Source organism: Embleya sp. NPDC050154, from assembly GCF_044460165.1.
Taxonomy (GTDB): Bacteria; Actinomycetota; Actinomycetes; order Streptomycetales; family Streptomycetaceae; genus Embleya.
In genome coordinates this window covers 80656-103361 of sequence record NZ_JBITJP010000028.1, presented here as the reverse complement: position 1 = coordinate 103361, position 22706 = coordinate 80656, and the positions used below count along the sequence as shown (strand labels likewise).

At 72.0% G+C, this 22706-nt stretch carries 20 protein-coding genes; 11 read left to right on the top strand and 9 right to left on the bottom strand.

The genetic code is table 11. The features are described from left to right. The first annotated feature begins 3 nt into the window (after positions 1 to 3). Positions 4 to 1368 carry an NAD(P)/FAD-dependent oxidoreductase gene (locus ACIBSV_RS41080; protein ID WP_395872473.1) on the top strand — a complete coding sequence of 455 codons (1365 nt, stop codon included), beginning with the start codon at positions 4 to 6 and terminating at the stop codon, positions 1366 to 1368. A 65-nt stretch (positions 1369 to 1433) separates the two neighbouring features. Further along, positions 1434 to 2168: a DUF1365 domain-containing protein gene (locus ACIBSV_RS41075; protein ID WP_395872471.1), complete on the top strand. Its 735-nt coding sequence runs from the start codon at positions 1434 to 1436 to the stop codon at positions 2166 to 2168. A gap of 221 nt (positions 2169 to 2389) precedes the next feature. On the opposite strand, the gene ACIBSV_RS41070 is transcribed toward ACIBSV_RS41075, so the two are convergent. The 3 genes from ACIBSV_RS41070 to ACIBSV_RS41060 form a co-directional block, all read right to left on the bottom strand. Next, positions 2390 to 3496 (bottom strand): hypothetical protein, encoded by a 1107-nt coding sequence (locus ACIBSV_RS41070; RefSeq protein ID WP_395872469.1) that lies wholly within the window; start codon positions 3494 to 3496, stop codon positions 2390 to 2392. A 2-nt stretch (positions 3497 to 3498) separates the two neighbouring features. Further along, positions 3499 to 4575 (bottom strand): hypothetical protein, encoded by a 1077-nt coding sequence (locus ACIBSV_RS41065; RefSeq protein WP_395872467.1) that lies wholly within the window; start codon positions 4573 to 4575, stop codon positions 3499 to 3501. Between the two features lie 505 nt (positions 4576 to 5080). Beyond that, on the bottom strand, positions 5081 to 5413 hold the full coding sequence (locus tag ACIBSV_RS41060) for an SH3 domain-containing protein (protein ID WP_395872465.1): 333 nt from the start codon (positions 5411 to 5413) through the stop codon (positions 5081 to 5083). 378 nt (positions 5414 to 5791) lie between these two features. Here ACIBSV_RS41060 and ACIBSV_RS41055 point away from each other — a divergent pair, with 378 nt between their 5' ends. The 4 genes from ACIBSV_RS41055 to ACIBSV_RS41040 all read left to right on the top strand — a co-directional run bounded on the left by ACIBSV_RS41055 (position 5792) and on the right by ACIBSV_RS41040 (position 10260). After that, a complete protein-coding gene (locus ACIBSV_RS41055; RefSeq protein WP_395872463.1) occupies positions 5792 to 7033 on the top strand; it encodes a protein-L-isoaspartate(D-aspartate) O-methyltransferase in 1242 nt (413 codons plus the stop codon). Between the two features lie 534 nt (positions 7034 to 7567). Beyond that, on the top strand, positions 7568 to 8245 hold the full coding sequence (locus ACIBSV_RS41050; protein WP_395872461.1) for a class I SAM-dependent methyltransferase: 678 nt from the start codon (positions 7568 to 7570) through the stop codon (positions 8243 to 8245). A gap of 513 nt (positions 8246 to 8758) precedes the next feature. Beyond that, positions 8759 to 9799 (top strand): MDR family NADP-dependent oxidoreductase, encoded by a 1041-nt coding sequence (locus ACIBSV_RS41045; protein WP_395872460.1) that lies wholly within the window; start codon positions 8759 to 8761, stop codon positions 9797 to 9799. 41 nt (positions 9800 to 9840) lie between these two features. Then, entirely contained in the window at positions 9841 to 10260 is a 420-nt protein-coding gene (locus tag ACIBSV_RS41040) for a MerR family transcriptional regulator (RefSeq protein ID WP_395872458.1), read from the top strand. Positions 10261 to 10529: 269 nt separating this feature from the next. Here the strand turns inward: ACIBSV_RS41040 and ACIBSV_RS41035 are convergent, their stop codons facing one another. After that, positions 10530 to 11192: a response regulator gene (locus ACIBSV_RS41035; RefSeq protein WP_395872456.1), complete on the bottom strand. Its 663-nt coding sequence runs from the start codon at positions 11190 to 11192 to the stop codon at positions 10530 to 10532. Next, positions 11167 to 12339: a sensor histidine kinase gene (locus tag ACIBSV_RS41030; protein WP_395872454.1), complete on the bottom strand. Its 1173-nt coding sequence runs from the start codon at positions 12337 to 12339 to the stop codon at positions 11167 to 11169. The genes ACIBSV_RS41035 and ACIBSV_RS41030 overlap by 26 nt, the downstream gene beginning before the upstream one ends. A gap of 175 nt (positions 12340 to 12514) precedes the next feature. Here ACIBSV_RS41030 and ACIBSV_RS41025 point away from each other — a divergent pair, with 175 nt between their 5' ends. After that, positions 12515 to 14785, top strand: coding sequence for an MMPL family transporter (locus ACIBSV_RS41025; protein ID WP_395872452.1), 2271 nt, complete (start codon positions 12515 to 12517; stop codon positions 14783 to 14785). Between the two features lie 197 nt (positions 14786 to 14982). Here the strand turns inward: ACIBSV_RS41025 and ACIBSV_RS41020 are convergent, their stop codons facing one another. Next, complete coding sequence (locus ACIBSV_RS41020) at positions 14983 to 15636, bottom strand: response regulator (RefSeq protein ID WP_395872450.1); 654 nt, start codon at positions 15634 to 15636, stop codon at positions 14983 to 14985. Beyond that, entirely contained in the window at positions 15633 to 15962 is a 330-nt protein-coding gene (locus tag ACIBSV_RS41015; protein WP_395872448.1) for a hypothetical protein, read from the bottom strand. The genes ACIBSV_RS41020 and ACIBSV_RS41015 overlap by 4 nt, the downstream gene beginning before the upstream one ends. 763 nt (positions 15963 to 16725) lie before the next feature. Here ACIBSV_RS41015 and ACIBSV_RS41010 point away from each other — a divergent pair. Continuing rightward, a complete protein-coding gene (locus tag ACIBSV_RS41010) occupies positions 16726 to 17397 on the top strand; it encodes a FadR/GntR family transcriptional regulator (RefSeq protein ID WP_395872446.1) in 672 nt (223 codons plus the stop codon). Between the two features lie 154 nt (positions 17398 to 17551). On the opposite strand, the gene ACIBSV_RS41005 is transcribed toward ACIBSV_RS41010, so the two are convergent. Continuing rightward, positions 17552 to 18394, bottom strand: a complete 843-nt coding sequence (locus ACIBSV_RS41005; RefSeq protein WP_395872444.1) for a fumarylacetoacetate hydrolase family protein — start codon at positions 18392 to 18394, stop codon at positions 17552 to 17554. A 322-nt stretch (positions 18395 to 18716) separates the two neighbouring features. On the opposite strand from ACIBSV_RS41005, the gene ACIBSV_RS41000 reads away from it, so the two are divergent. The 3 genes from ACIBSV_RS41000 (at position 18717) to ACIBSV_RS40990 (ending at position 21943) form a co-directional block, all read left to right on the top strand. Further along, complete coding sequence (locus tag ACIBSV_RS41000) at positions 18717 to 20111, top strand: L-fuconate dehydratase (RefSeq protein WP_395872442.1); 1395 nt, start codon at positions 18717 to 18719, stop codon at positions 20109 to 20111. Further along, positions 20108 to 20896 (top strand): SDR family NAD(P)-dependent oxidoreductase, encoded by a 789-nt coding sequence (locus ACIBSV_RS40995; RefSeq protein WP_395872440.1) that lies wholly within the window; start codon positions 20108 to 20110, stop codon positions 20894 to 20896. The genes ACIBSV_RS41000 and ACIBSV_RS40995 overlap by 4 nt, the downstream gene beginning before the upstream one ends. A gap of 102 nt (positions 20897 to 20998) precedes the next feature. Beyond that, on the top strand, positions 20999 to 21943 hold the full coding sequence (locus ACIBSV_RS40990; RefSeq protein WP_395872438.1) for an aldo/keto reductase: 945 nt from the start codon (positions 20999 to 21001) through the stop codon (positions 21941 to 21943). A 192-nt stretch (positions 21944 to 22135) separates the two neighbouring features. Here ACIBSV_RS40990 and ACIBSV_RS40985 read toward each other — a convergent pair whose 3' ends face one another. After that, positions 22136 to 22447 (bottom strand): L-rhamnose mutarotase, encoded by a 312-nt coding sequence (locus tag ACIBSV_RS40985; protein ID WP_395872436.1) that lies wholly within the window; start codon positions 22445 to 22447, stop codon positions 22136 to 22138. Positions 22448 to 22706 lie beyond the last annotated feature (259 nt).

The following is a 22706-nucleotide window of genomic DNA, read 5'->3' as shown; positions in this document are numbered from 1 at the left end:
AGGATGGCGAACCACTACGGCGACGGCGATCGGCTCGGCGGCGACGGCCACGCCCACGAGCGCGGCGGGCCCTACGGCGGGGCCGATGCGTCCGGAGCGCTCTCGGGCTCCGGGCCGGAGCCGCCACGGCGCTTTGCGGTGATCGGGTCGGGCATCGCAGGTCTGACCGCCGCATACGTGCTGCGCGCCGCCGGCGAGGTGACCCTGTACGAGGCCGACCACCGGCTCGGTGGGCACGCGCACACCCACGAGGTGACCGGCTCGGGCGGCCGGCCGCTCGCGGTGGACTCGGGCTTCATCGTCTACAACGAACGCACCTATCCGCTGCTCACCCGCCTGTTCGGAGAACTGGGGGTGAGCACCCGCGAAACCGAGATGAGCATGTCCGTGCGCTGCGACGGCTGCACACTGGAGTACGCGGGCGGGCGCGGCCCGGGCGGGCTGTTCGCCGCCCCGGGGACCGCGGCCCGACCGGCGTACCTGCGGATGCTCGGCGCGGTGCCCCGGTTTCATCGCGCCGCGCACGAACTGCTCGCGGGCGACTCGGACATCACCCTCGGCCGGTTTCTCCGAGAACGCGAATTCTCGCCCTACTTCGCGCAACACTTCGTGCTGCCGCTGGTGTCCACGGTCTGGTCCTGCCCGGGCGTACTGGCCACCCACTACCCCGCGCGGCACCTGTTCCGCTTCCTCGCCAACCACGGCATGCTCGCCGTTTCCGGCTCGCCGAGGTGGCGCACCGTGCTGGGTGGATCGCGTGAATACGTGGAGCGGATCGGCAAGCAGATCACCCGGATCCGCCGGTGCACCGAGGTACACGCGGTGGTCCGGCACCCGGACGGAGTCGCCGTGCACGATCGGGCGGGCGGCGTACGCACTTACACCGGCGCGGTCGTGGCCACCCATCCCGCCCAGGCACTCGCGCTGCTCGACCGGCCGACCCGACACGAGCGCGACGTGCTCGGTGCGTTCGCCTACGAGCGCAGCAGCGCCGTGTTGCACACCGATACCACGCTTCTGCCGCGCCGCGCGCACGCGTCCTGGAACTGCCGCCTCCCGGCCTGCGGGGCCGGCACGGCGGGCGTGCGGGTCAGCTACGACATGAACCGGCTGCAAGGGCTGCCGACCGGCGAGAGGTACGTGGTCACGCTCAACGACGACCGGGCGATCGCGCCGGAACGGGTGCTCGCGAGGATGGCCTACGAACACCCCGTGTTCACCCCGGAAGCGGTCGCCGCGCAGCGTCGATTGCCCGAACTGAACCGGGACCGGATCGCGTTCGCCGGCGCGTACCACGGGTGGGGCTTCCACGAGGACGGCTGCCGCGCGGGCCTGGCGGCGGCACAGTCGTTGGGCGGGCGGTGGTGACCGTGCACCCGACCGCGCGTGGGCCCGGGCGCGGGTCCCGATCCGGCTCCCCCGCGAGCGGGGCGGTGTCCGCCGCCGCTTCGTTCGCACCGGCGTTGTTCGAGTGCGCCATTACGCACGTGCGCGCCGAGCCGGTGCGTTCGGTGTTCACGTACCCATCCTTCATGTGGCTGATCGATCTCGACGCGCCGCCGCGTCTGCCGTGGCCGCTCCGCCCGTTGGCCCGATTCGACGCACGCGACCACTTCGCCGGCACCGGGCCGGTCCGCCCCGCCCTGGAGCGGGCAACGGCGGCGCACGGCATCGACATCCGGGGTGGGCGGGTGCTGATGCTCACTCAGGCGCGGGTGCTCGGCCATGTGTTCAACCCGCTCTCGGTCTACTGGTGCCACCACCGCGACGGCACGCCTGCGTGCGTGGTGGCCGAGGTGCACAACACCTACGGCGGCAGGCACGCGTACGTACTTCGCACCGACGGCCGGGGAAGAGCGGCGGCCGAAAAGGAGTTCTACGTTTCGCCGTTCCTCCCCGTCTCGGGCAGCTATCGGCTGAGCCTGCCCGCGCCGGACGGTGATCTGGCGCTGACGGTCACGTTGCACCATCCGGGTGCGCGGCGGCCGTTTGTGGCTCGGGTGCGAGGGGAGCGACGCCCGTACACGGTGCGATCCCTGCTCGGTCTGACCCTGCGGCACCCGGTGGCACCGCTTCTCGGTGCGGCCCGGATCCGCCGGCGCGGCCTGGGTTTGTGGCTGCGCGGCGTGCCCGTGGTGCGACACGGGACCGAAGGCAACCTGCGTTGACCGTGATCGAGGCCGCCCCGACTCGGCTCCACCCGACGCGTCGGCCCGATCCGCCGGCCGCCCGCGAGCACGCGGCGTTCGTACGTCCCGCGTCACACGGCGGCACCACGGATTGGGTGCCGCGCGTGGTTGAGGTGCCACGGAGTGCGTGCCGCGCGTGGTTGAGGTGCCACGGGCCGAGGCGATTGTCGTCCGCCTCGGACGGACCCCTGGTCCCCAGGTCAGCCGAACCGCAGGATGCGTGGGGCGAAGGTGCCTTCGGGACCGGCGGCACGGCCGACCGACCACACCGTCGCCGCGCCCGGCACCGGCGCCAGTCGCAGCACCCACGAGTCACCTTCCCCGGCCACCGCCGGTTCGCTGTACTCGGTGAACGACTGTCCGTTCCAGGCAAGCAGATCCGGCCCGGGGACCAACGGCGGATAACTGCCCGGCGGGCCCCACTTCTGCGAGCGGGCCACCGAGACCCAGGCAAGTCCGCCGGATGTGCCGGGCGCCAGTGAGTCGATCGAGCCGAAGTCGGTGGGCACGGCCACCCGGCTCCACGCCTGCCCGTCCCAGCGCACCAGCAGTGGCGGAATCGGCTTGCCCGGTGGGCCGCCGACGAACCCGGCCGTGCCACCCGCCCACACCTCCGTCGGTGAGACCGCCAGCACGCTGCCGACGGCCGACCGCGGGAACCCGTCCACGCTCGTCTGCTGCCACGCCTGCCCGTTCCAATGCGACACGGCCGCACCCGAGTTGCCGGCGCCCGCGGCCCAGACGTCGTCGGCCGCCAGGATGTGCAGGCCGTACACGAAACCCGGCGGCACCGGCACGTCCCGCCAGCCGCGGCCGTCCCAGCGCAGTAGGGCCTGCGCGCCGTGCCGCGAACCGATCAGCCAGGTCTCACCGCCGCCGGCGACGACTTCGGTGAGCACGACACCGCGCGGCGGTCGGCTCTCGTACCAGGCGATGCCATCGGAGCGGAGCAGGCGGGCGCCGCCCGCCGAGTCGCGGCCGACCGCCCAGATCGCGGTCGGTGAGGTCGCGGCGATGGACAGCAGTTCCCCCTGCCAGCCGATCCCGGGCAGACTCTGGCGCTGCCACGCGGTTCCGTCCCAGCGCAGCACCAGCGGGAAGCCCGGCGCCTGGCGACCGACGGCGTCGGTACCCACCGCCCACGCGCGGTCCGGCCCGAACGCCACGGCCTCGTTCAGCCCGGCCTGCGGGCGTACCTGCGCCGGGACCGGAACGTGTTGCCAGGACAGGTTTTCCGCCGCGACCGAGGCCGTCATGGTCATGGTCATGGCGACGGCGAGGGCCGCGACGAGCAGTCGGCGTGCCATGGTCAGCCTCCCAGCCGCTCACTCATCAGGTTCGGTTTCGAGCCGTAGATCTCGACGGTCCCGAAGGACAGCAGCGAGAACCCGGCGGTCGCCAGCGCACGCGGTTTGACGTCGATCGCGTTGGCGCGCACCGGGCCGTAGGAGAAGGTGGTGCGGGAGCCGCCCACCCGCGCGTACTTCGACTGGAACGCGCGGTCGCTGCGCACCGGCAGCCACAGCGCACCGTCGGGGCCGCGCACCATGGCCTCGGTGTAGGTATCGCCCAACGGCGGGTAAGTGGTGTGCCAGGCGCGCCCGTTCCCGGTCATCAGGTAGGTGCGGGCCACGCCGTCGGTGTACCGGCTGCCGCCGATCGTGATCCGGCCGGACGGTTCGAGCAGGATCGTGTGTACGTTGCTGTTCGGCGGCAGCGACACCTTCGCGTCCCGCCACACCCTGCCGTTCCAGCGCAGGATGGTGGTCCCGGTGTCGGTGTCCGCCCAGGCCCAGACGTCGGTGGCGGTACGCGCGGTGATCCCCATCAGGAACAACACACCGTCCGGAGTGGTTTGCGTGGCCCAGCCGGAACCGTCGTAGTACAACACCTTCAGCCCGGTTTCGTCTTCACCGACCACCCACGCGGCACCCGGCACCGCGGTGAAGTCCTGGTAGGTCCACAGGGTTTGCGGCAGCGGGACGGCACTCCATCCTCCCGACCCGCCCGTCGCTCGGCGCAGGATCTCGACCGCTCCCGCGCGGTTGCGCAGGATCCACACCTCGTCGCCGACGAACTGCACCTTGCCGAGCCAACCCGGTTCGCCGGCGCCGGGGAAGGTTGTGTCCCGGCTCCACGCCGTGCCGTCCCACCGGTACAACATCGGCCGCGGTCCATCGGCGGCCTGCTCGTACCCGGTTGCCCACGCCTCGCCCGGTCCGCGCGCGGCGAGATCGGACACGATCACCTGCGGGGCGGCCGCCGGCACCGGCAGGGCCGACCAACCCGGCGTCACGGCCGCGGCCGGGGACACCGCCGCAACCGGCGACACCACCGCGGCACACGCGATCACAAGGCAGACGAGGAGCGCACGGAGACCGTTCACGACACCTCCCGAGAACGCGAAGGTCGCTCAGCCTATGGGCGCTCGTCCACTTGTGAATAGAGGGCAAACAGCCAATCTTCATGACCAAGTGGGCGCGTCGGCAGGGGACATCGTCCATCGACGCGCGAGTGCACGGTTTCGGCGCGAACGGGTGGGGCGGCGGAACGGCGGGCGGCATCCCTTGATGGGACGCGGGTCCACATCGCGACCGTCCGACCCCTACGGGAGCCGGCCGCACGTGCGGCGTCACCGTTGACGATGCCCTCCGGTTCGGGCCTGACCTGCCGGCTTACCTGGAAGGATGCCGGGATCCGGTACGCGGGTGGTGTGGTGCCGGGTGAGGTGACCTCCGGGCGGAACGGTGCTCGCCACGCCGTGATGCCTCCGGCGAAGGGTCACCGGAGGCATCGGGGTGCTTCGGGAACGGATCGTGTGCGAGCGAGCGGCTCCCGGCGGCGCGTCGTGGTCGGCGCGCACCATCAACGGGCGGGCGGCCCTGGCTCGGTCAGGGGTAGATCGCGCAGGCGCGAGGGATCCAGCCGGTGGTGCTCCCGTAGCGGATCTTCTGCCACACGTTGCTCTTCTCGCCGCAGACGTCCAGATTCTGCCCCCACCCCTGGGCGACGTTGCAGGCCCTGCTCCCCCCGGGGAAGACGCCGAGCGCAGTGCTCTTGGTCGTCGGGGTGGCGCGAATCTTGAGGTTCGTCTTGGCCTTGACGTACATGCCGCTCGAACAGGACGCGGCCGCGGTGGACGTACCCGCCGCCTGCGCGGGCGCCGCGAGACCGAAGGCCATCAGGGCGAGCAGACCCGCACCCACCAGCGTCTTCTTCACCATGTGCGCCACCCCTCGTCTCGAGCACTGTTGCCCGAATCCAACACCGGGGGATCCGCTTCCCGTTGAGGTTTCATGGTCATCTGCCGTGATCGTCATACCGTCCGCGCGAAATGGCCATCATGCGCCGGCGGGGAGTCGACCTTGACCGCGACCGTGTCGGGGAGGCCGAGCGCGGCCTTCCGTGTGGGAGGAGTTCACCGAATCCGTTTCGTTACGGTGTGCGTTCGGCTACGCTGGGTGATGCTTTTGATCCAAAGCCGAGGAGGCGACGATGCCCGGACGTCATCGTGGCGGGGACGATCCGATCGAGGGCGACGGTCAGCAACCCGGGCGGCCGATCCCGCCGCCGGAGCCGAACCCGCCCGCCCCGCCGGAGAAGTGAGCACCGCCCCCGGGGTCGACGCCCCCGGCACCACCTCCTCGACCGGCGCCGCGATCGTGCGCGGCGCCGCCGCCCTGGCGGCCGAGTTGGCCGCGGGTGGTTGGCTCACGCCGGACTGGGCCGATGCGTGGGACCGGGTCGACCGCGAGGCGTTCCTGCCCGAGCGGGTGTGGGTTCCGGCACACGACGGGTACCACCGCCTGGATCGCACCACCGACCCCGCACGCTGGCGCACCCTCGTCCACACCGACACCGCGTTGATCACCCAGGTCGAGGACGGCATCCGCGCACCGGAGTTCTCGCTACGCCCGACCAGCAGCGCGAGCATGCCGCGCATGGTCGCCTCCATGCTCGCCCTCCTCGACGCGCACGAGGGACACCGCGTCCTGGAGATCGGTACCGGCGTCGGCATCGGCGCCGCGCTGCTCGCCACCCGACTCGGGGACGACGCGGTCGCGTCGATCGAACTCGACCCCGTCGTCGCCGCCGACGCCCGCGCCGCACTGCACCGCGCGGGACACCACCCCCACCTGACCGTCGGCGACGGTACCCACGGCAGCGCCGAATGCGCCCCGTACGATCGGCTGTTGTCGACCTTCTCCGTTCACACGATCCCGCACGCGTGGATCACCCAGACACGCCCCGGGGGTCGGATCGTCACCCCGTGGGGGAGCGCCCTGTACAACGGCGTGCTGCTCGTCCTGGACGTCGACGCGGACGCCGACTCCGGGCCGCGTGCGTCGGGACGGGTGGTGGGCGACGCTGCGTTCATGTGGGAACGCGGCCAGGGCGTGCGCGGCGCCGTCATGGACACCGTCGGCGAACAGGACCCCGGCGTACCCGGTAGCACCACCCTCGACCCCCGGCTTGTGATCGACGACCGCGACGCCGCCTTCTGCGTCGGCGTGTTCGTCCCCGGAGTGCGCCGCTCGGTCGGCCGCCCCCCGGGCGCGGCGCCGGGCGACGACGAGTTCACCCTGTGGCTGGTCGACGCGGACACCCGCTCCTGGGCCTGCGTCGACCACACCCCGGGCACGGACGTGTCCGTGACGGCGGCACACGGCCCCCGCCCGATCCTCGCCGAGGTCGAGGCCGCGCTCACCTGGTGGATCGACCACGGACGCCCCGAACGCACCCGCTTCGGTCTCACCGCCACCTCCAACGGCCAGACCCCGTGGCTGGACGATCCCTCGAACCCCCTCCCCGCCGGCAAGTCCCGCCCCGACACGCGCCCTTGACTCCCCGCCGGCCGGCGGGACTCGAACCGTCGTCCGGAGCGTCGTCGTTCCCCCCTGGACCGGCGCGAGCGGACTGCCGGCCGAGCGGGCCATGCCGGAACACGCCGATTCCGGTGTCTCCAAGTCGGTTCGCTCCGCGGCCCAGGGCCTTGGGTGGTGTCGTCGCGTTCTCGCCGCGCCGTCCTGCGCCCGCTCGTGGTGAGGACTCGACCAGGCGAGGGGTCGTGTCTCCCGGACCCTGGCACGGCGGGCGGCGCCGCGCCGCTCCCCGCTCGTGCCGTGCCGTACCGCGCCGCGCCGCCGTGCCGTACCGCGCTGCGCCGCCGTGCCGGGCCCCGGGCGGCCTCGTGGCCAAAGGGCAGGTCCGACGCCCGTACCCGGTGGCGTTCGCACGCGGGCGGGGTGGATTTGCCTGGTAAACGGCCGCCGTTGCGGGGACCATGCGGTGCCATGGACATGCGTGAGCTTGCTCGCCGGGGATTCGGGTCCGGCGCCGATCGCTACCACCGGGCGCGGCCCGCGTACCGTCCCGAGGTGATCCCCTATCTCCGCGACGCGGTCGGCCTCGATCCCGGTCGCGACGTGCTCGATCTCGCGGCCGGGACCGGCCGGATGACCGCCGAACTGGCCGCGCTGGGCGTCGGAGTCACCGCGGTCGAACCGTCCGAGGCGATGCGGGCCGCCTTCGCCGCGGCACTGCCCGGGGTTTCGCTGCACAGCGGCACCGCCGAGGAAATTCCCTTCCCCGACGCCTCGTTCGACGCGGTTGTGGTCGCGCAGGCGTTCCACTGGTTCGACGGCCCCGCCGCGTTGCGCGAGATCGCCCGCGTACTGCGCCCGGGCGGCGGCCTTGCTTTGGTGTGGAACGAGCGCGACGAGTCGGACGCGGAGGCGCTCGCGCTGAGCGAGGTCACCGAGTGGAAGGAGTTCCAGCCGTACGAGGTGGGCCGCGACTTCCGCACCGACCTCGACGCCTCGGGCCACTACGTACCGGCGGTGCGCCGCAGCTTCCACTGGACCGAGACGCTCACCCACGCGCAACTCGCCGACCGCATCGCGACACTCAGCTACGTCAACGCGATGCCCGAGGCCGAGCACGAGGCATTCTTCGCGCGACTGCACGAACACTTGGCCACACGCCCCGACCCGATGGACATCCCGTACGTGACCGACACCTTCGTAACGCACAAGCACACCGGCCGACACACCTGACCAGGGGCCGGACCCGAACCCGATCAACCGGAACACCCCGCACGACCGACGTTCGACGACCGAGAACCGGAGCCACCGCAGAGGAAGTTCGAGTGCGCCGCCGTGCGCACGCGACGATGCCCTTCGACCCGGGTACCCGGCTGGTGGAATCGGACGCAATCCTGCGCGAGGTCGCGGCCTGCCGACGCTGACGGCCTGCGACATCCGTCAGGGAGTCCTCGTCCTCGGGGTTGTCCAGTGGTGGACGTCCTGTACCGTCGCTGCGCCGACGACCGGCCGGGAACCGACTGGGTTTCGTCGACCCGGCGATCGCCGTCGAAGCGCTGTCGGCGGCCGGACGCTGTGCGCGGACCGGCCGATCGAAGGGCGCCGGGCCGGCACCACGAGGCGGGTCGCGGCCGGGAGGCCGAAGTGGACGGCACCGGAGACGAATTCCCACGCAGGGCTTGAACTTGACGTAAGCGTCAAGTTCTACCGTCGTTGCGACCCAATCCTCGGATCCCAGGAGTTGTGATGACTGGCGACGTTTCCGCTGTGCCCGCCGTCCCTGCCGTCCCCGCCGAGCAGCGCGAGGTGTGGTTGCGAGCCAGGCCGGACGGGGCGCTCAAGGTCGACGACTTCGAGCTGGTCCGGGTTCCGGTCCCCGAGGTGAGGGCCGGGCAGGTGCTCGTGCGCAATCGGCTGATGAGCGTGGTCGCGGTGATGCGGACGTTGGTGGAGGGTGGCGACGATCTGCCCGTCCCGTCGGCCGAGTTGGGCGAGCCGATGTGGGGGCCCGCGCTCGGGGAGGTGGTCGCGGCACCCGGCGGCGAGTTGGTGCCCGGAGATCTCGTGACGCACATGCGGGGCTGGCGCGAGTACGCGGCCGTCGACGTCGGCGAGGCCCGGCCCGTCGACACCGCGGTGCTGCCCGACGCGGCCGCGCATCTGTCGCAGGCGATGACCGGCTGGCTCGGCGTCGTCCGCGGTGCCGAAGTGCGGCACGGGGACACGGTGTTCGTGACCGGCGCGGCGGGTGGGGTCGGGACGATGGCCGGGCAGTTCGCGCGGCTGCGCGGCGCGCGACGGGTGATCGGCAGTACCGGCTCGCGGAGCAAGGCGGACTACCTGATCAAGGAGTTGGGATACGACGCCGTGGTGCTCCGGGGCGGCGCCCCGATCGAGGAGCAGTTGCGCGAGGCGGCTCCCGAGGGGTTGGACGCGGTCTTCGACAACGTGGGCGGCGAGCAACTGACGGCGGCCCTGGCGGTGGCCAATCGCGGTGCCCGCGTCGGCCTGGTCGGTGCGCTCTCCGGTCAACTCGGCGGCGGGTTCTCCGCTCCCGTCGAAGTGGACACCGGCGCGCTCATCCTGCGCGGGATCACCCTGCGCGGCATGGCGGGCATCGATCACCTGGACGCGATCCCCGAGGGCATGCGCGCGTTCGGGCGCGGTCTGCGCGCGGGCACCCTCGCCTTCCCGCACGTCCGGCTCTCCGGCATCGATCAGGCGCCCCGGGCGTTGTGCGAACTGCTGGAGGGACGACACATCGGTGCGGTGCTCGTGGAATTGTGATGCGTGACCGTGCCCGGGCACCCGCCCCGAAAGGATCACGCGTGCGTATCGGTGATGCGGCGGCAGCCGCCGGCCTGACCCCTCGGGCCCTGCGCTACTACGAGCAGGAGGGCCTGCTCAGGGCCGGGCGTTCGGCGTCCGGCCACCGCGAGTACGAAGCGGAGGACGTGCACCGGTTGTCGGCCGTACGCCGACTTCTCGAAGCCGGTCTGACCATCGGCGACCTGAAGGACTTCATCGACGTCCTCGACATGGTCTTCCCGCTCCACGGCGAGCCCCCGGGCCCGGGTCCCCGGGTCCGTGCGGGCGACTGCCCCGTCGCCGAGGTCGCCGTGCGCCGCCTGGCGGAGCTGGACGCCCGCATCGCCCGCCTGACCGAGGCCAGGACCCGTCTGGCCGACGCCCTCGCCCACCGCTTCGGTGACATGTTCCCCGCCGGCAGCCCGAACCGGGCGGCCTGACCGGCCGAGGCACCGGACCGCGGCGGGATCGGGCCTGCCCGGGAAGTACCATCCACGGATGCCGAGCATCGAGACGTTGATTCCGGGCGTGCAGGTGGCGGCCGGCGAGGTGGCTGTCGGGAGTTTTGTCGTATCGGGTGTCTCACCGTTTCGGTTCCGGCCTCCTGGTACGTCACGCTCTGGGGCGGTGAGGCACGTGGAGTCGACGTGAGCCGACGGGTGCACTGATGTCCGGGCGGGGACTCATGGGACATGGCCCGGCATCCGGCTCAGGTTCCGGGGAGGATACGGCGCGTTTCGTAGGCCCACATCGCGATCTCGACCCGGTTGCGGGCGCCGAGTTTGGCCATCAGGCTGGCCAGATGTGTCTTCACCGTGCTGAGGCTGATGTGCAGTGCATCGGCGATCTCGGTGTTGGTCAGCCCGCGAGCGACGGCGAGGAGCACCTGCTCCTCGCGGGCGGTGACGGGGGAAACCGGCTGGGCCGCGGGCCGGCCGGCGGGCAGGTCCGCGAATGCCTGGAGCAGACGGACGGTGACGCTGGGCGCAATGAGCGCCTCACCGCCGGACGACGACCGTACGGCCTGGGCCAGAAGGTCTGGTCCCGTGTCCTTGAGGAGGAATCCGCGGGCGCCGGCACGCAGCGCGCCGTAGACGTACTCGTCGAGGTCGAAAGTGGTGATGACGACCACGGCCAGCGGGTCGGCGACGCCCGGGCCGGCGACCAACCGGGTGGCCTCAAGCCCGTCGATCACGGGCATGCGGATGTCGAACAGGCAGACGTCGGGGCGCAGTTCGCGGGCCAGACGTACCGCTTCCCGTCCGTCGGCGGCCTCGCCGACCACCTCGATGTCGGGCTGGGCGTTCAGCATGATCCGCAGCCCGGTGCGGATGATGGTCTGGTCGTCAGCGACGAGGACGCGGATGGGCACCGCTCTCGGTCCTCCCTCTCGGCAGCTCGGCCTCGACATGCCAGCCCTGGTCGGGGCCGGGGCCGGCTTGTAGTTTGCCGCCGAGCAGGGCAGCGCGCTCGCGCAGGCCGGCAAGTCCGTATCCGGCACGGCCTCGGCCGGTGCGGTGGCCGTTGTCGCGCACGCTCACCCGTACCGTGTGCCGTTCCGCGGTGACCCGGACGACGACCTCGGTCGCGTTGACCGCATGGCGCATGGCGTTGGTCACCGACTCCTGCACAATGCGGTAGACGGCCGCGTCCACGGCCGGGGGCAACGTGTCCAGTTCGCCGTCGAGCCCCAGGTCGACCCTGAGGCGACCACCCGGGGTGCGCGCCAGGCGCTCCAGATCCGCGACACCGGCAGGCGGCGCCAGCTCGGCGCCGGCCCCGCGGTTGCGCAGCGCGGTGACCATGGCTCGCATTTCCTCCAGCGTGCGCGCCCCTTCCTCCTCGACCCCCTCCAGCGCCTCGACGGCGGCGGACGGGTCGGTGCCCGCGAGCACCCGGCCCGCCTGGGCGCTGATCACCATGGCCGAAACGTGGTGGGCCACCGTGTCGTGCAGTTCCCGGGCGAGCTGTTCACGCTCGCGGGAACGTACCTGCTCCAACTGCCGCTCGCGAGCGGTCACCCGGAACCGCACGGCAGCCCCGATCAAGCCGGGCAGCAACAGGAAGACAAAGCCCCCGACCTGTTCGGCGGCCGGGGTTTCGTACGTGACGGTACACAGCGCGAAGGCCGTGAGGATCACCGCGCTGCCCAGCACGATCTCCCGTCCCGATCCCCACCGGGGCAGCGCATACACCAGCACGAGCACGACCGCGCCGGTGTCCAGGCCGACGGGCTCGCGCGGTGCGGCGAGCAGTGAGGCCAGCTGGAGCAGGATCACCGAGCCGAACGCCAGCGTGACCATCGCCAGTGGGCGGGGCCGGCGCCACAGGGGCAGCAGGCACAGCCACAGGGCGAACACCACCGCCACCGGCCGCCACACGACGTTCTCGCGCAGGGTGGCCTCCAGCATCACACCGCCCAGGCCCGCGGCGAGCAGCGCCCAGTCCCGCCACACCCGGGCGGGCGCGTCGGGCGGTCGGGGTTCGTTCCACAGGGTTCGCAGGTCGTCTCGCAGCACGGTTCTCAGCCTAGGGACTGCGCCGTGTCGCGCATCGGCCGAAAGGACGGGGCGTCGCTCCGCCCTGGGGCCGACCGATCCGCGGCCCGCGAGCCGATGCCGCGGAGCGCCGTGGCGACGAACCTCGGCATCGGCGGCCGTACACGGACGGCCGCCGCGGTGGTTGGAGGAACCGATGCTCTCGAAAGCCCTGTTGCGCCTGGGCGCAAGCGCCGCGCGCCATCCGTGGCGGGTGATCGCGGCGTGGCTGATTGCCGCCACGCTTGCCGTCCTCGCCGCGATCGCCATCGGCGGGCGGACCGCGGATTCGATGACCGCTCCGGGCCTGGACTCCCAACGGGCCGCGCAACTGATCGAGCGGGCCGGCACCGGCCAGGAGGGGATGACCGCCCAAGTGGTCGTCACCCCCCTCGACGGCGGTGCGACGTTCTTCGACCACGGCAGCGCGCGCACCGCTCTCACTCGGCTGCAGACCGAGGTGCGGCGGCTGCCGCACGTGCTCGGCACGAGCGACCCGGCGGGGGCACTCGACGCAGGCGGGGACACCACCGTGCGCGACGGCCTTGTCTCGGCCGACGGGCGGATCGCGGTCGTCCGGGTGCAGTACCCCGACCAGAGCCGGCTGTCGGCCGAAGACCTCGACGCCCTCGTCGATCTCGGCGACCGGCTGCGCGCCGAACTGCCCCTGCGCATCGAGATGGGCGGGAACCTCTTCTACGCCTTCTCCGACCCCAACGGCGGCACAAGCGAGCTGATCGGCATCCTCGCCGCGGCCGCGATCCTGTTCCTGGCGTTCGGTTCGCTCGTCGCCGCCGCGCTGCCGATCGGCATGGCGGTCTTCGGGCTGACCGTCGGGGTTGCCGCGATGACGGTACTGGCGGGGGTGACGGACGTCCCGACCTTCGCCCCTGTCCTGGGCAGCATGGTCGGGCTCGGAGTGGGCATCGACTACGCGCTGTTCGTGCTCGCCAGGCACCGGGAGTACCTCGCGCGCGGGCTCGATCCCCGCGAGGCGGCGGGGCGAGCGGTGGCCACGGCGGGGAGGCCCGTGGTCTTCGCCGGCGGCACCGTCGTCGTATCGATCCTCGGCATGGCGGTCGCGAACGTACCGTTCATGACGGTGGGCGGGCTCGCCGTCTCGATCGTCGTCCTGACCATGGTGCTCGCGTCGGTGACGCTGCTGCCGGCCTTCCTCGGCGCCGCCGGCCCACGCCTGGCCCGGGCCGGCCGGATCGGCCGGGCTCTGCAGACCTGGAAGCCGGGCCGACTCGCACGGCGGCGGGGCCCGGCGGCAGGCACCGCCCACGCCGCCGGGTGGCGTCGCTGGATCGGGCACGTCAGCCGGCACCCGGTGCCGTACGCGGTCGGCGCGGCGGGGCTGCTGCTGACCGCGACGCTGCCCGTGCTCGGCCTGCGCGTCGGCCTGCCCGACGACGGCTCACTGCCGCACAGCCGTACCGAGCGCCGGGCCTACGACCTCGTCGCCGAGGGGTTCGGCCCGGGCACCAACGGTCCCCTCGTCATCGCCGCGGACCCCACCGGTGATCCGGGAGTGCTGGACCGACTCGTCGCAACGGTCGCGGCGGATCCGGGCATCGCAGCCGTCGCGCCGACGCACATCGATCGGGCCACCGGCATCGCGACCCTCGTGGTGTTCCCGACCACCAGCCCTCAGGACAAGGCCACGGCCGACACCATCGCCCGGCTGCGCACCGACGTGCTGCCCACGGCGATCGGGCACGGCCCGGCCAGGGCCCACATCGGCGGCGCCACCGCGAGCCTGTCCGATGTGGGCCAACGCACCAGCCAACGCCTGCCGATGTTCGTCGCCGCCGTGCTGGCGATGTCGTTCCTGCTGCTGATGCTGGTCTTCCGCTCGATACTCGTACCGCTCAAGGCGGTACTGCTGAATCTGCTGAGCATCGGCGCGGCCTACGGCATCATGGTCGCGGTCTTCCAGTGGGGCTGGGGAGGCGCACTCATCGGGCTGGAAGCGACGGTTCCGATCGTGTCGTTCATCCCGATGTTCCTCTTCGCCATCCTGTTCGGCCTGTCGATGGACTACGAGGTGTTCCTCCTCTCCCGCGTACGCGAGGAGTACCTGCGCACCGGCGACAACGGCACGGCGATCGTCGAGGGCGTCTCGGGCACCGCCCGGATCATCACCTCGGCCGCCCTCATCATGGTGGCGGTCTTCACGTCCTTCGCCGTCGCCGACGACCCCTCCATCAAAATGTTCGGGCTCGGCCTGGCCACCGCGATCTTCATCGACGCCACGGTCGTACGCATGGTGCTGGTACCGGCGACCATGACACTCCTCGGCCGGGCCAACTGGTGGCTGCCGAAGTGGCTGGACCGGATGCTTCCCCGCGGCCCGGTCGGCACCGACGACACCGACGCGGAATCCACGGGTGAGGCCCCGCGTCCACGGCTGGTCGACCGTTGACTCAACTCCTGCCCGCCCTGGGCATCCGGCACCTCAGCGCGTCACCCAGTACCCGTCGCGGCTGTGGCCGGGGCGTTGGGGCACGTGATCGATGGGTTGGGGCAGGCGCGGTCTCCGTGACCGGACGCCTGCGCCTGGCCCGTCGCGTGTCCCGCGTCGTTGGCAACGGGCCCGCGCCGCCTGCCGGTCGGCGGGCGTCACTCCGTGAGCAGGCCCATGCGTGCGGCCAGGACGGCCAGGCGTACACGGTTGTTCGTCCCGGTCTTGCCCATCATGGTGGCCAAGTGGGACTTGACCGTCGTCACGCCCACGTGGAGGCGGTCGGCGATCTCCGGGTTGGAGAGACCGTGGCCCACCAGGGTGAGCACCTCGATCTCGCGCCTGGTCAGCCGCGTCCCCTCGGTCGGCGCCTGCGGGTCCGGCGTGGTCTCGGCCGCGACGGCCCGGGCGACCACGCGGCGCAGCGTCGCCGGGCTGCCGAGCGAATTCCCGGCGGCCGCGCGGCGGATCGCGTCCAGGAGCTCCTCCGGGGCGACGTCCTTGGCCAGGAAGCCGCAGGCGCCGGCGGTCGGCGCGGGGTAGAGGTGATCGTCGTCGTCGAACGTGGTGAGCACCACCACCTTGGTCGTCGGCCGCTCGGCCAGGATCCGGCGGGTGGCCTCGGCGCCGTCGATGCCGGGCATGTGCAGGTCCATCAGGACGACGTCGGGACGCAGGCGCGCGGCGAGCCGGGTGGCCTCCTGGCCGTTTCCGGCCTCCGCGACCACCTCCAGGTCGTCGGCCGGCGCGCACAGCATGCGCAGGCCCGAGCGGACGAGTCGTTGATCGTCGACGATCAGGAGCCGGATCATCGGGCCGCCCCCGCTTCGACCGAGGCGGCCGGGAAGCGGTCGGCGGGACCGGCCGGCAACGTGGCCACGAGCAGCCGGCCCACCTCGGCCGTCGGGTCGGACCCGGGATCGGGGCCGGCGTGCAACGTACCGCCGAGCAGGGTCATCCGCTCGCGCAGCCCGACGAGACCCAGTCCCTGATCCGGCCGGGACCCGCCGTCCCGGGCCCCGCTCGGTGCCTTCCCGCCGTGGTTCGCGATCTCCACCCGGGTGGCGCCCGAGGGGTCGGGCCCGACGACGACCCGGACGGTCGGATCCGACCCGCCGTGCCGGGCGACGTTGGCCAACCCCTCCTGCCACCGAGATCGCCGCCGCGGAGTTCTCGTACATGACGGGCGCATCGATCAACTACACCGAGGACCTCGCCCTCGGCGACGTCGAGCGCGACGCCCTGCAGGACAAGGCGCGTTCCGCCGGCCATTCCCACCGTCGCGCCCCATCCGGGAGCCGCGCGACAAGGGGGAGGGAGAGGCCGCGAACGCCTCCGTGCCGTGCCGCTCGCGAACGACGCGCGCCGCTCGGTGGTACCCACCGTCGCCGGCGAGACGACCTGGCATCGGCCTCGCCCGACCGGTCGGGTCTCGCCGGAATCAGGACGCGGTCGCGCGAGATGGGGTATGGCCGGCGGGCAACGGTCACGCCGTGTACGGGATTCGTTCCTGGCGCGTCGCGGAAGATCGGACGGCTGAGGGCCTGCGGGGGCGCCGTGGCGCGCGCGACGGTGACCTTTACGTGACCTTGCCGGATCGTCCCGGAGCGGGATGCCCGTGTTGCCGCCGCTCGTGGTCGCCGCGGACGGCACGTGTGCCCGGCTCGGCGGGGACGGTGACGCGTGCGCCGTCGAGGACCTGTCGAGCCTGCCGCTACCGCATGTTCGAGCCGCTGTGCCCGCACCGATGGTGCGGCGGATCAGCCCAGCGCCGAACCCGGCGTGACCCAGGGCGCGGGTGCGCGGGGGAGTACTCGGCGCGCTGAGATCCGGACGCGCTGTCTTCTTGATCCCGGGCCCGTCATACTGGTAGTCATCGGACCTCTGGAAGGATCATCGGCGTGGCTGTGACGGACGAAGCCATCGACAGGATCAAGGAGATGATCGTCTCCGGGGAACTCAAGCCCGGCGACAAGCTTCCCAAGGAAGCCGACCTGGCCACGAAGCTGGGGCTCTCGCGCAACTCGTTGCGCGAGGCGGTCAAGGCGCTGTCGCTGATCCAGATCCTGGACGTGCGGCAGGGCGACGGTACCTACGTGACCAGCCTGGAACCGGGGCTGCTCATGGGCGCGATCGCGTTCGTCGTGGACTTCCACCACGACAAGAGCGTGCTCGACTTCCTCCAGGTCCGTCGGATCCTGGAGCCGGCCGCCACCGCGCTGGCGGCGGAACGCGTCGACGACGCCGGGATCGCCGAGTTGCGCGCCCTGGCACAGGTGGACGATCCGCACCCGACGCCCGAGCAGCTGATCGACCAGGATCTGCGCTTCCACCAGGCGATCGCCGGCTTCAGCGGCAACGTGGTGCTGTGCTCGCTGCTGGACTCGCTCTCCAGCCCCACCATGCGCGCCCGGGTCTGGCGCGGGCTGACCCAGGGCGATTCGTGGGCGCAGACGGTGCGCGAACACCAGGCGATCGTGGACGCGTTGGAGAGCGGCGACGCGGAGGCGGCACGTGCGTGGTCGACGGCGCACATCGCGGGTGTCGAGCAGTGGCTGCGCAAGATGGCATGACGCGTCGACGGGCCGCGCGGGCGTTCGACGGGCCGGGCGGCCGCGCACACCCGCCGACGCGCCGGACCCGCCGCACACGCACGGGACAACCCGCACACCCCGCGGGCCGCACGGCCCGCCGGACGGACCCGGCGGGCGCGACACCTCCGAGGGATCAGGCGTCGGCGAAGGTCTGTCGCTGCGTGCCCAGCCCGGTGACGGCCAACTCGACGGTGTCGCCGGCGCGCAGGTACGGCTTGGGATCGGGCTGCCCCAGGGCGACACCCGCGGGAGTCCCGGTGTTGATCACATCGCCCGGGTACAGCGTCATGAACTGCGACAGGTACGCGACCAGGAACGCGACAGGGAAGATCATGTCGGCCGTCGACCCGTTCTGCCGGAGCGTGCCGTTCACGCTCAGGGTCAGCGCGAGGGCCTGGGGGTCGGGCACCTCGTCGGCGGTGACCAGCCATGGGCCCAGCGGATTGAACGTCGCGCAGTTCTTGCCCTTGTCCCACTGGCCGCCGCGCAGGAGTTGGAAGTCGCGCTCGGAGACGTCGTGGCTGATCGCGTAGCCGGCCACATACCCCAACGGATCCTGATCCGCGGTCAGATACGCGGCGGTACGGCCGATCACCACCGCGAGCTCGACCTCCCAGTCGGTGGCCCTCGACGCGCGCGGCACCAGCACCGTGTCGTCGGGACCGACCACCGTGTCGGGAGCCTTCATGAACACGATCGGTTCGGCGGGTGTCTCCGCGCCGGTCTCGCGCGCGTGGTCGTGGTAGTTCAACCCGACGCACACGATCTTGCCGGGGCGGGCGAGCGGCGGCCCGAACCGTACGCCGGCGGGCGCGTCGAGCACCGGCAACGACGCCGGATCCGGCAGTACCGAGAGATCCGCGAGCAACGCCGCGTCGATGTCGCCGACCACGCCCGACAGGTCGCGCAGGACCCCACCCCGGTCCAGCACGGCCGGGCGTTCACAACCGGGCGCGCCCACGCGGACTAGCTTCACAGCGATCTCCTCTGGCATCTCGAACGTGTCGTTCGTCTGGGGCGGCCGACCAGCAGTCGACCGACTAGTCATCCGATGTATATGTCAGATGAGGCGACAAAACAAGTCGATTACGGTCAATGGCCGAACAGAAGTCAAGTATTGATCGGAGGAATGCTGGACGGGCGGACGCCAGTCGCGATATACATCGGATGTCTGGAGCGTCAGAGCCACGCCCGCCCCGGACACCCGCCACCGGGAGCCCACCACCGGGAACCCGTTCCAGGGAACCCATCCCGTTCGCGGCGGCCGGGCCGCACGGCCGAGAACCGAGGAGCCACACGTGACCCCGCAGCACCCGAACGGCGTGAGCCGGCCCACCCGGCCCACGCCACGGACCCCACACGTCGTCACCGAGCTCGCGACGGCCGACATCCGCTTCCCGACCTCCCGGGAACTCGACGGGTCCGACGCGATGAACCCGGACCCCGACTACTCGGCGGCCTACGTCGTGCTCCGCACCGACGCCGGCGACGGCCACGAGGGCCACGGCTTCTCCTTCACGATCGGCCGCGGCAACGACGTACAGGTCGCCGCGATCGACGCGCTGCGCCCCCACGTGGTCGGCCGCCCGCTCGACGACCTGCTCGACGACCTCGGCGCGTTCTCCCGGTCCCTGGTCGGCGACAGCCAGTTCCGCTGGCTGGGCCCGGAGAAGGGCATCATGCACATGGCCATCTCCGCCGTCGTCAACGCCGCGTGGGACCTCAAGGCCAAGCGTGCCGGCAAACCCCTGTGGCAGCTGCTCGCCGACCTGACGCCGGAACAGATCGTCGACCTCGTCGACTTCCGCTACCTCGGCGACGCGCTCACCCGCGAGGACGCGCTGGAGATCCTGCGCCGCGCCGAACCCACCCGCGCCGAACGCGCCCGGGCGCTGCGCCGCGACGGGTATCCCGCGTACACGACCTCGCCCGGATGGCTGGGCTACGACGACGACAAACTCGCCCGGTTGTGCCGCGAGGCCGTCGCCGAAGGCTTCACCCAGATCAAGCTCAAGGTCGGCGCCGACCCGGCCGACGACATCCGCCGCTGCCGGATCGCCCGGGAGAGCGTCGGCCCGGACATCCGCATCGCGGTGGACGCCAACCAGCGCTGGGAGGTCGACGAGGCGATCGATCGGATGCGCTCGCTCGCCGAGTTCGACCCGCACTGGATCGAGGAACCCACCAGCCCGGACGAGGTGTTGGGGCACGCGGCGATCCGCAAGGCGATCGCCCCGGTCAAGGTCGCCACCGGCGAGCACGTGCAGAACCGGATCGTCTTCAAGCAACTGCTCCAGGCGCAGGCGATCGACTTCGTGCAGATCGACGCCTGCCGGGTCGGCGGCGTCAACGAGAACATCGCGATCCTGCTGCTCGCCGCCAAATTCGACGTCCCGGTGTGCCCGCACGCCGGCGGCGTGGGCCTGTGCGAACTCGTCCAGCACCTGTCGATGTTCGACTACGTCGCGGTCAGCGGTCGGATCGACGACCGGGTCATCGAGTACGTCGACCACCTGCACGAGCATTTCGTCGACCCGGTCGTGATCGTCGACGGGAACTACCGGGCGCCTACCGGGCCCGGCTTCTCCGCGACCATGAAACCCGCCTCGATCGCCCGATTCCGCCACCCCGACGGCGAGTTCTGGGTCGCCGACCGCGCCGCACAGGCGCTTCCCGTGGAGGTGTCCGCGTGAGCAACCCGCCCGCACCGGTTTCCACCCCGTCCGGGGACTTCGCCGGCCGCACCGCCCTGGTCACCGGCGGCGCGTCCGGGATCGGCCTGGCCACCGCCCGGATGCTGACCGCCCGCGGCGCGCGCGTGGCGATACTCGACCGCGACCCCGCCGCCCTCGCCGGTGACCGGGAACTGCCCGCGTTCACCGCCGACGTCACCGACGACGCCTCGGTCACCGCGGCCGTCCGGGCCGCCGCCGAACTCCTCGGCGGCCTGGACATCGTGGTCAACAACGCCGGCATCGGCGCGGCCGGCACCGTCGCCGACAACGACGACGCCGAGTGGCACCGGGTGCTGGACGTCAACGTCGTCGGCCTGGTCCGGGTCACCCGCGCCGCGCTGCCGTACCTGCGCGTATCCGCACACGCGGCCGTCGTCAACACCTGCTCGATCGCCGCGACCGCGGGTCTGCCGCAACGCGCGCTGTACTCCGCCTCCAAGGGTGCGGTGCTGGCGCTCACCCTCGCGATGGCGGCCGACCACGTGCGGGAAGGCATCCGGGTGAACTGCGTCAATCCCGGTACCGCCGACACGCCCTGGGTCGGCCGACTGCTGGACGCGGCCGACGACCCCGCACGCGAGCGGGCGGCCCTGGCCGCGCGCCAGCCGATGGGTCGGCTCGTCGGCGCCGACGAGGTCGCGTTCGCGATCTGCTCGCTGGCGAGTCCCCTGGCCGCCTCCACCACCGGCACCTCGCTCGCCGTCGACGGCGGCATGCAGGGCCTGCGGCTGCGGCCGGAGTAACGCCCCATCGCGAAGACGCCGGGATCGTGGAGTCCGGGCAGGCGAAGCGTCCACTTCGCCTGCCCGGCCGCACGCCCGTCCACCGGACAAGGAGCATCGTTCGTGGAAAGCAATCGCATCGGCGACACGCGCGTCGTCGCGACCTCGATCGGCCTGGGCGCGGCGGCGTTCGGCAACCTGTACACGGCCGGCACCGACGCCCAGGCGCGCGCGAGCGTCGAGGCCGCGTGGGCGGCCGGGATCCGCTGCTTCGACACCGCCCCGCACTACGGCGTGGGCCTGTCCGAGACGCGGCTCGGCGCCGCCCTGCGCGGATACCCGCGCGACGCGTACACGCTCTCCACCAAGGTCGGCCGCCTCCTGGTCGACGACCCGGCCGCGCCCACCGCCGCGGAGGGGTTCGTCGACACGCCGCACCGGCGCCGCGTACGCGACTACTCCGCCGACGGCGTGCGGCGCAGCCTCGAATCCAGCCTGGAACGCCTGGGGTTGGACCGGATCGACATCGCCCTCGTGCACGACCCCGACGACCACTGGGAGCAGGCCGCGCACGAGGCCGTGCCCGCCCTGGTGGCACTGCGCGAGCAGGGCGTCGTGGGCGCGATCGGGGTCGGGATGAACCAGTCCGCGATGCTCGATCGATTCGTCGCCGAAACCGACGTGGACTGCGTACTGCTCGCCGGCCGGTACACCCTGCTCGACCGCAGCGGCGGCCCGTTGCTCGACCACTGTGCGAAGCGCGGCGTCTCGGTACTGGCGGGCGGGGTGTTCAACAGCGGTCTGCTCGCCGACCCGCGTCCCGGCGCCCACTTCGACTACGCACCGGCCGACGCCGACGTGCTCGCCCGCGCGCTGCGGCTGAAGGCGATCTGCGCGGGCTACGACGTGCCACTGCGCGCCGCGGCGATCGGCTTCGCCGCGGCACACCCCGCGGTCGCCACCGTCCTGGTCGGCGCCCGCAGCCCGGAGGAGGCGGCCGACACGGTCGCGATGGGAGAGTGGGACGTCCCGGCGGCCCTGTGGGCCGACCTCGCCGCCGCGACCTGAGACCGACTCGCCCCGCACTGGGGCAGGGCGAGCCGACGGGCCCGTTTCCCCACCGGGGAAACGGGCCCCGCCGCACGGTGCCACGTGCTCAGGTATGCCGCGTCGAACGCCCAGGGCGCGTCGCTCGTGCGCGACCGCGCCCCCGGTGGCGACTCCGGCTCCGGAATCACCACCGGGGGCGCGGTCGTGAGGTCACAGGCTCCAGATCAGCGGCAGGCTCGCGTCGGCCCCTTCGGCCGAGTAGTCGTGCGCGACCTCGGTCAACTCGCCCATCCGGGCCTGCCATTCGATGTTGACCGGCAAGTCGGCAAGGGACGCGAGCAGTGCGGCGTAGTCGTCGCACTCGATCAGGTGGAACAGGTCCCGGCCGCTGCGCCAGATGTTCCACTCGTGGGCGCCGCCCGCCTTGATCGCCGCGATCAAGGGCTCCGGTACCTCGCGGTGGGCTTGCTCGTACTCGCTCTCGCGGCCCGCTGCGAGTCGGGTGTGCAGGGCTACGCGCATGGCTTCGAACTCCTTGGTGTCGGTGGTGATTCGACGGCGCGTCGCTGGGTCCGACGTGGTCGGATCACAGGTATCCCGTGAGGGCGGTGCGGCGTCAAGTCTTGACACCGTACCGATCATGACGTTTCAGTGGTCCTATCAATTCGAGGGAATGTTCACAGAAATTCCGGCAATTCGGGCTTAATGTCTTGATTGACCCGATGAATGACGGTCGGGTGTGGGAGATTTACGAGATCGGGAGTGGCGTTTTCGTGAAAGA

What these genes read in the sequence shown, in the direction of transcription:
- ACIBSV_RS41080 (WP_395872473.1), top strand. Translation starts at nt 4, where the DNA reads ATGGCGAACCACTACGGCGACGGCGATCGGCTCGGCGGCGACGGCCAC.
- ACIBSV_RS41070 (WP_395872469.1), bottom strand. Translation starts at nt 3,496, where the DNA reads ATGGCACGCCGACTGCTCGTCGCGGCCCTCGCCGTCGCCATGACCATG.
- ACIBSV_RS41060 (WP_395872465.1), bottom strand. Translation starts at nt 5,413, where the DNA reads ATGGTGAAGAAGACGCTGGTGGGTGCGGGTCTGCTCGCCCTGATGGCC.
- ACIBSV_RS41045 (WP_395872460.1), top strand. Translation starts at nt 8,759, where the DNA reads ATGACTGGCGACGTTTCCGCTGTGCCCGCCGTCCCTGCCGTCCCCGCC.
- ACIBSV_RS41025 (WP_395872452.1), top strand. Translation starts at nt 12,515, where the DNA reads ATGCTCTCGAAAGCCCTGTTGCGCCTGGGCGCAAGCGCCGCGCGCCAT.
- ACIBSV_RS41020 (WP_395872450.1), bottom strand. Translation starts at nt 15,636, where the DNA reads ATGATCCGGCTCCTGATCGTCGACGATCAACGACTCGTCCGCTCGGGC.
- ACIBSV_RS40985 (WP_395872436.1), bottom strand. Translation starts at nt 22,447, where the DNA reads ATGCGCGTAGCCCTGCACACCCGACTCGCAGCGGGCCGCGAGAGCGAG.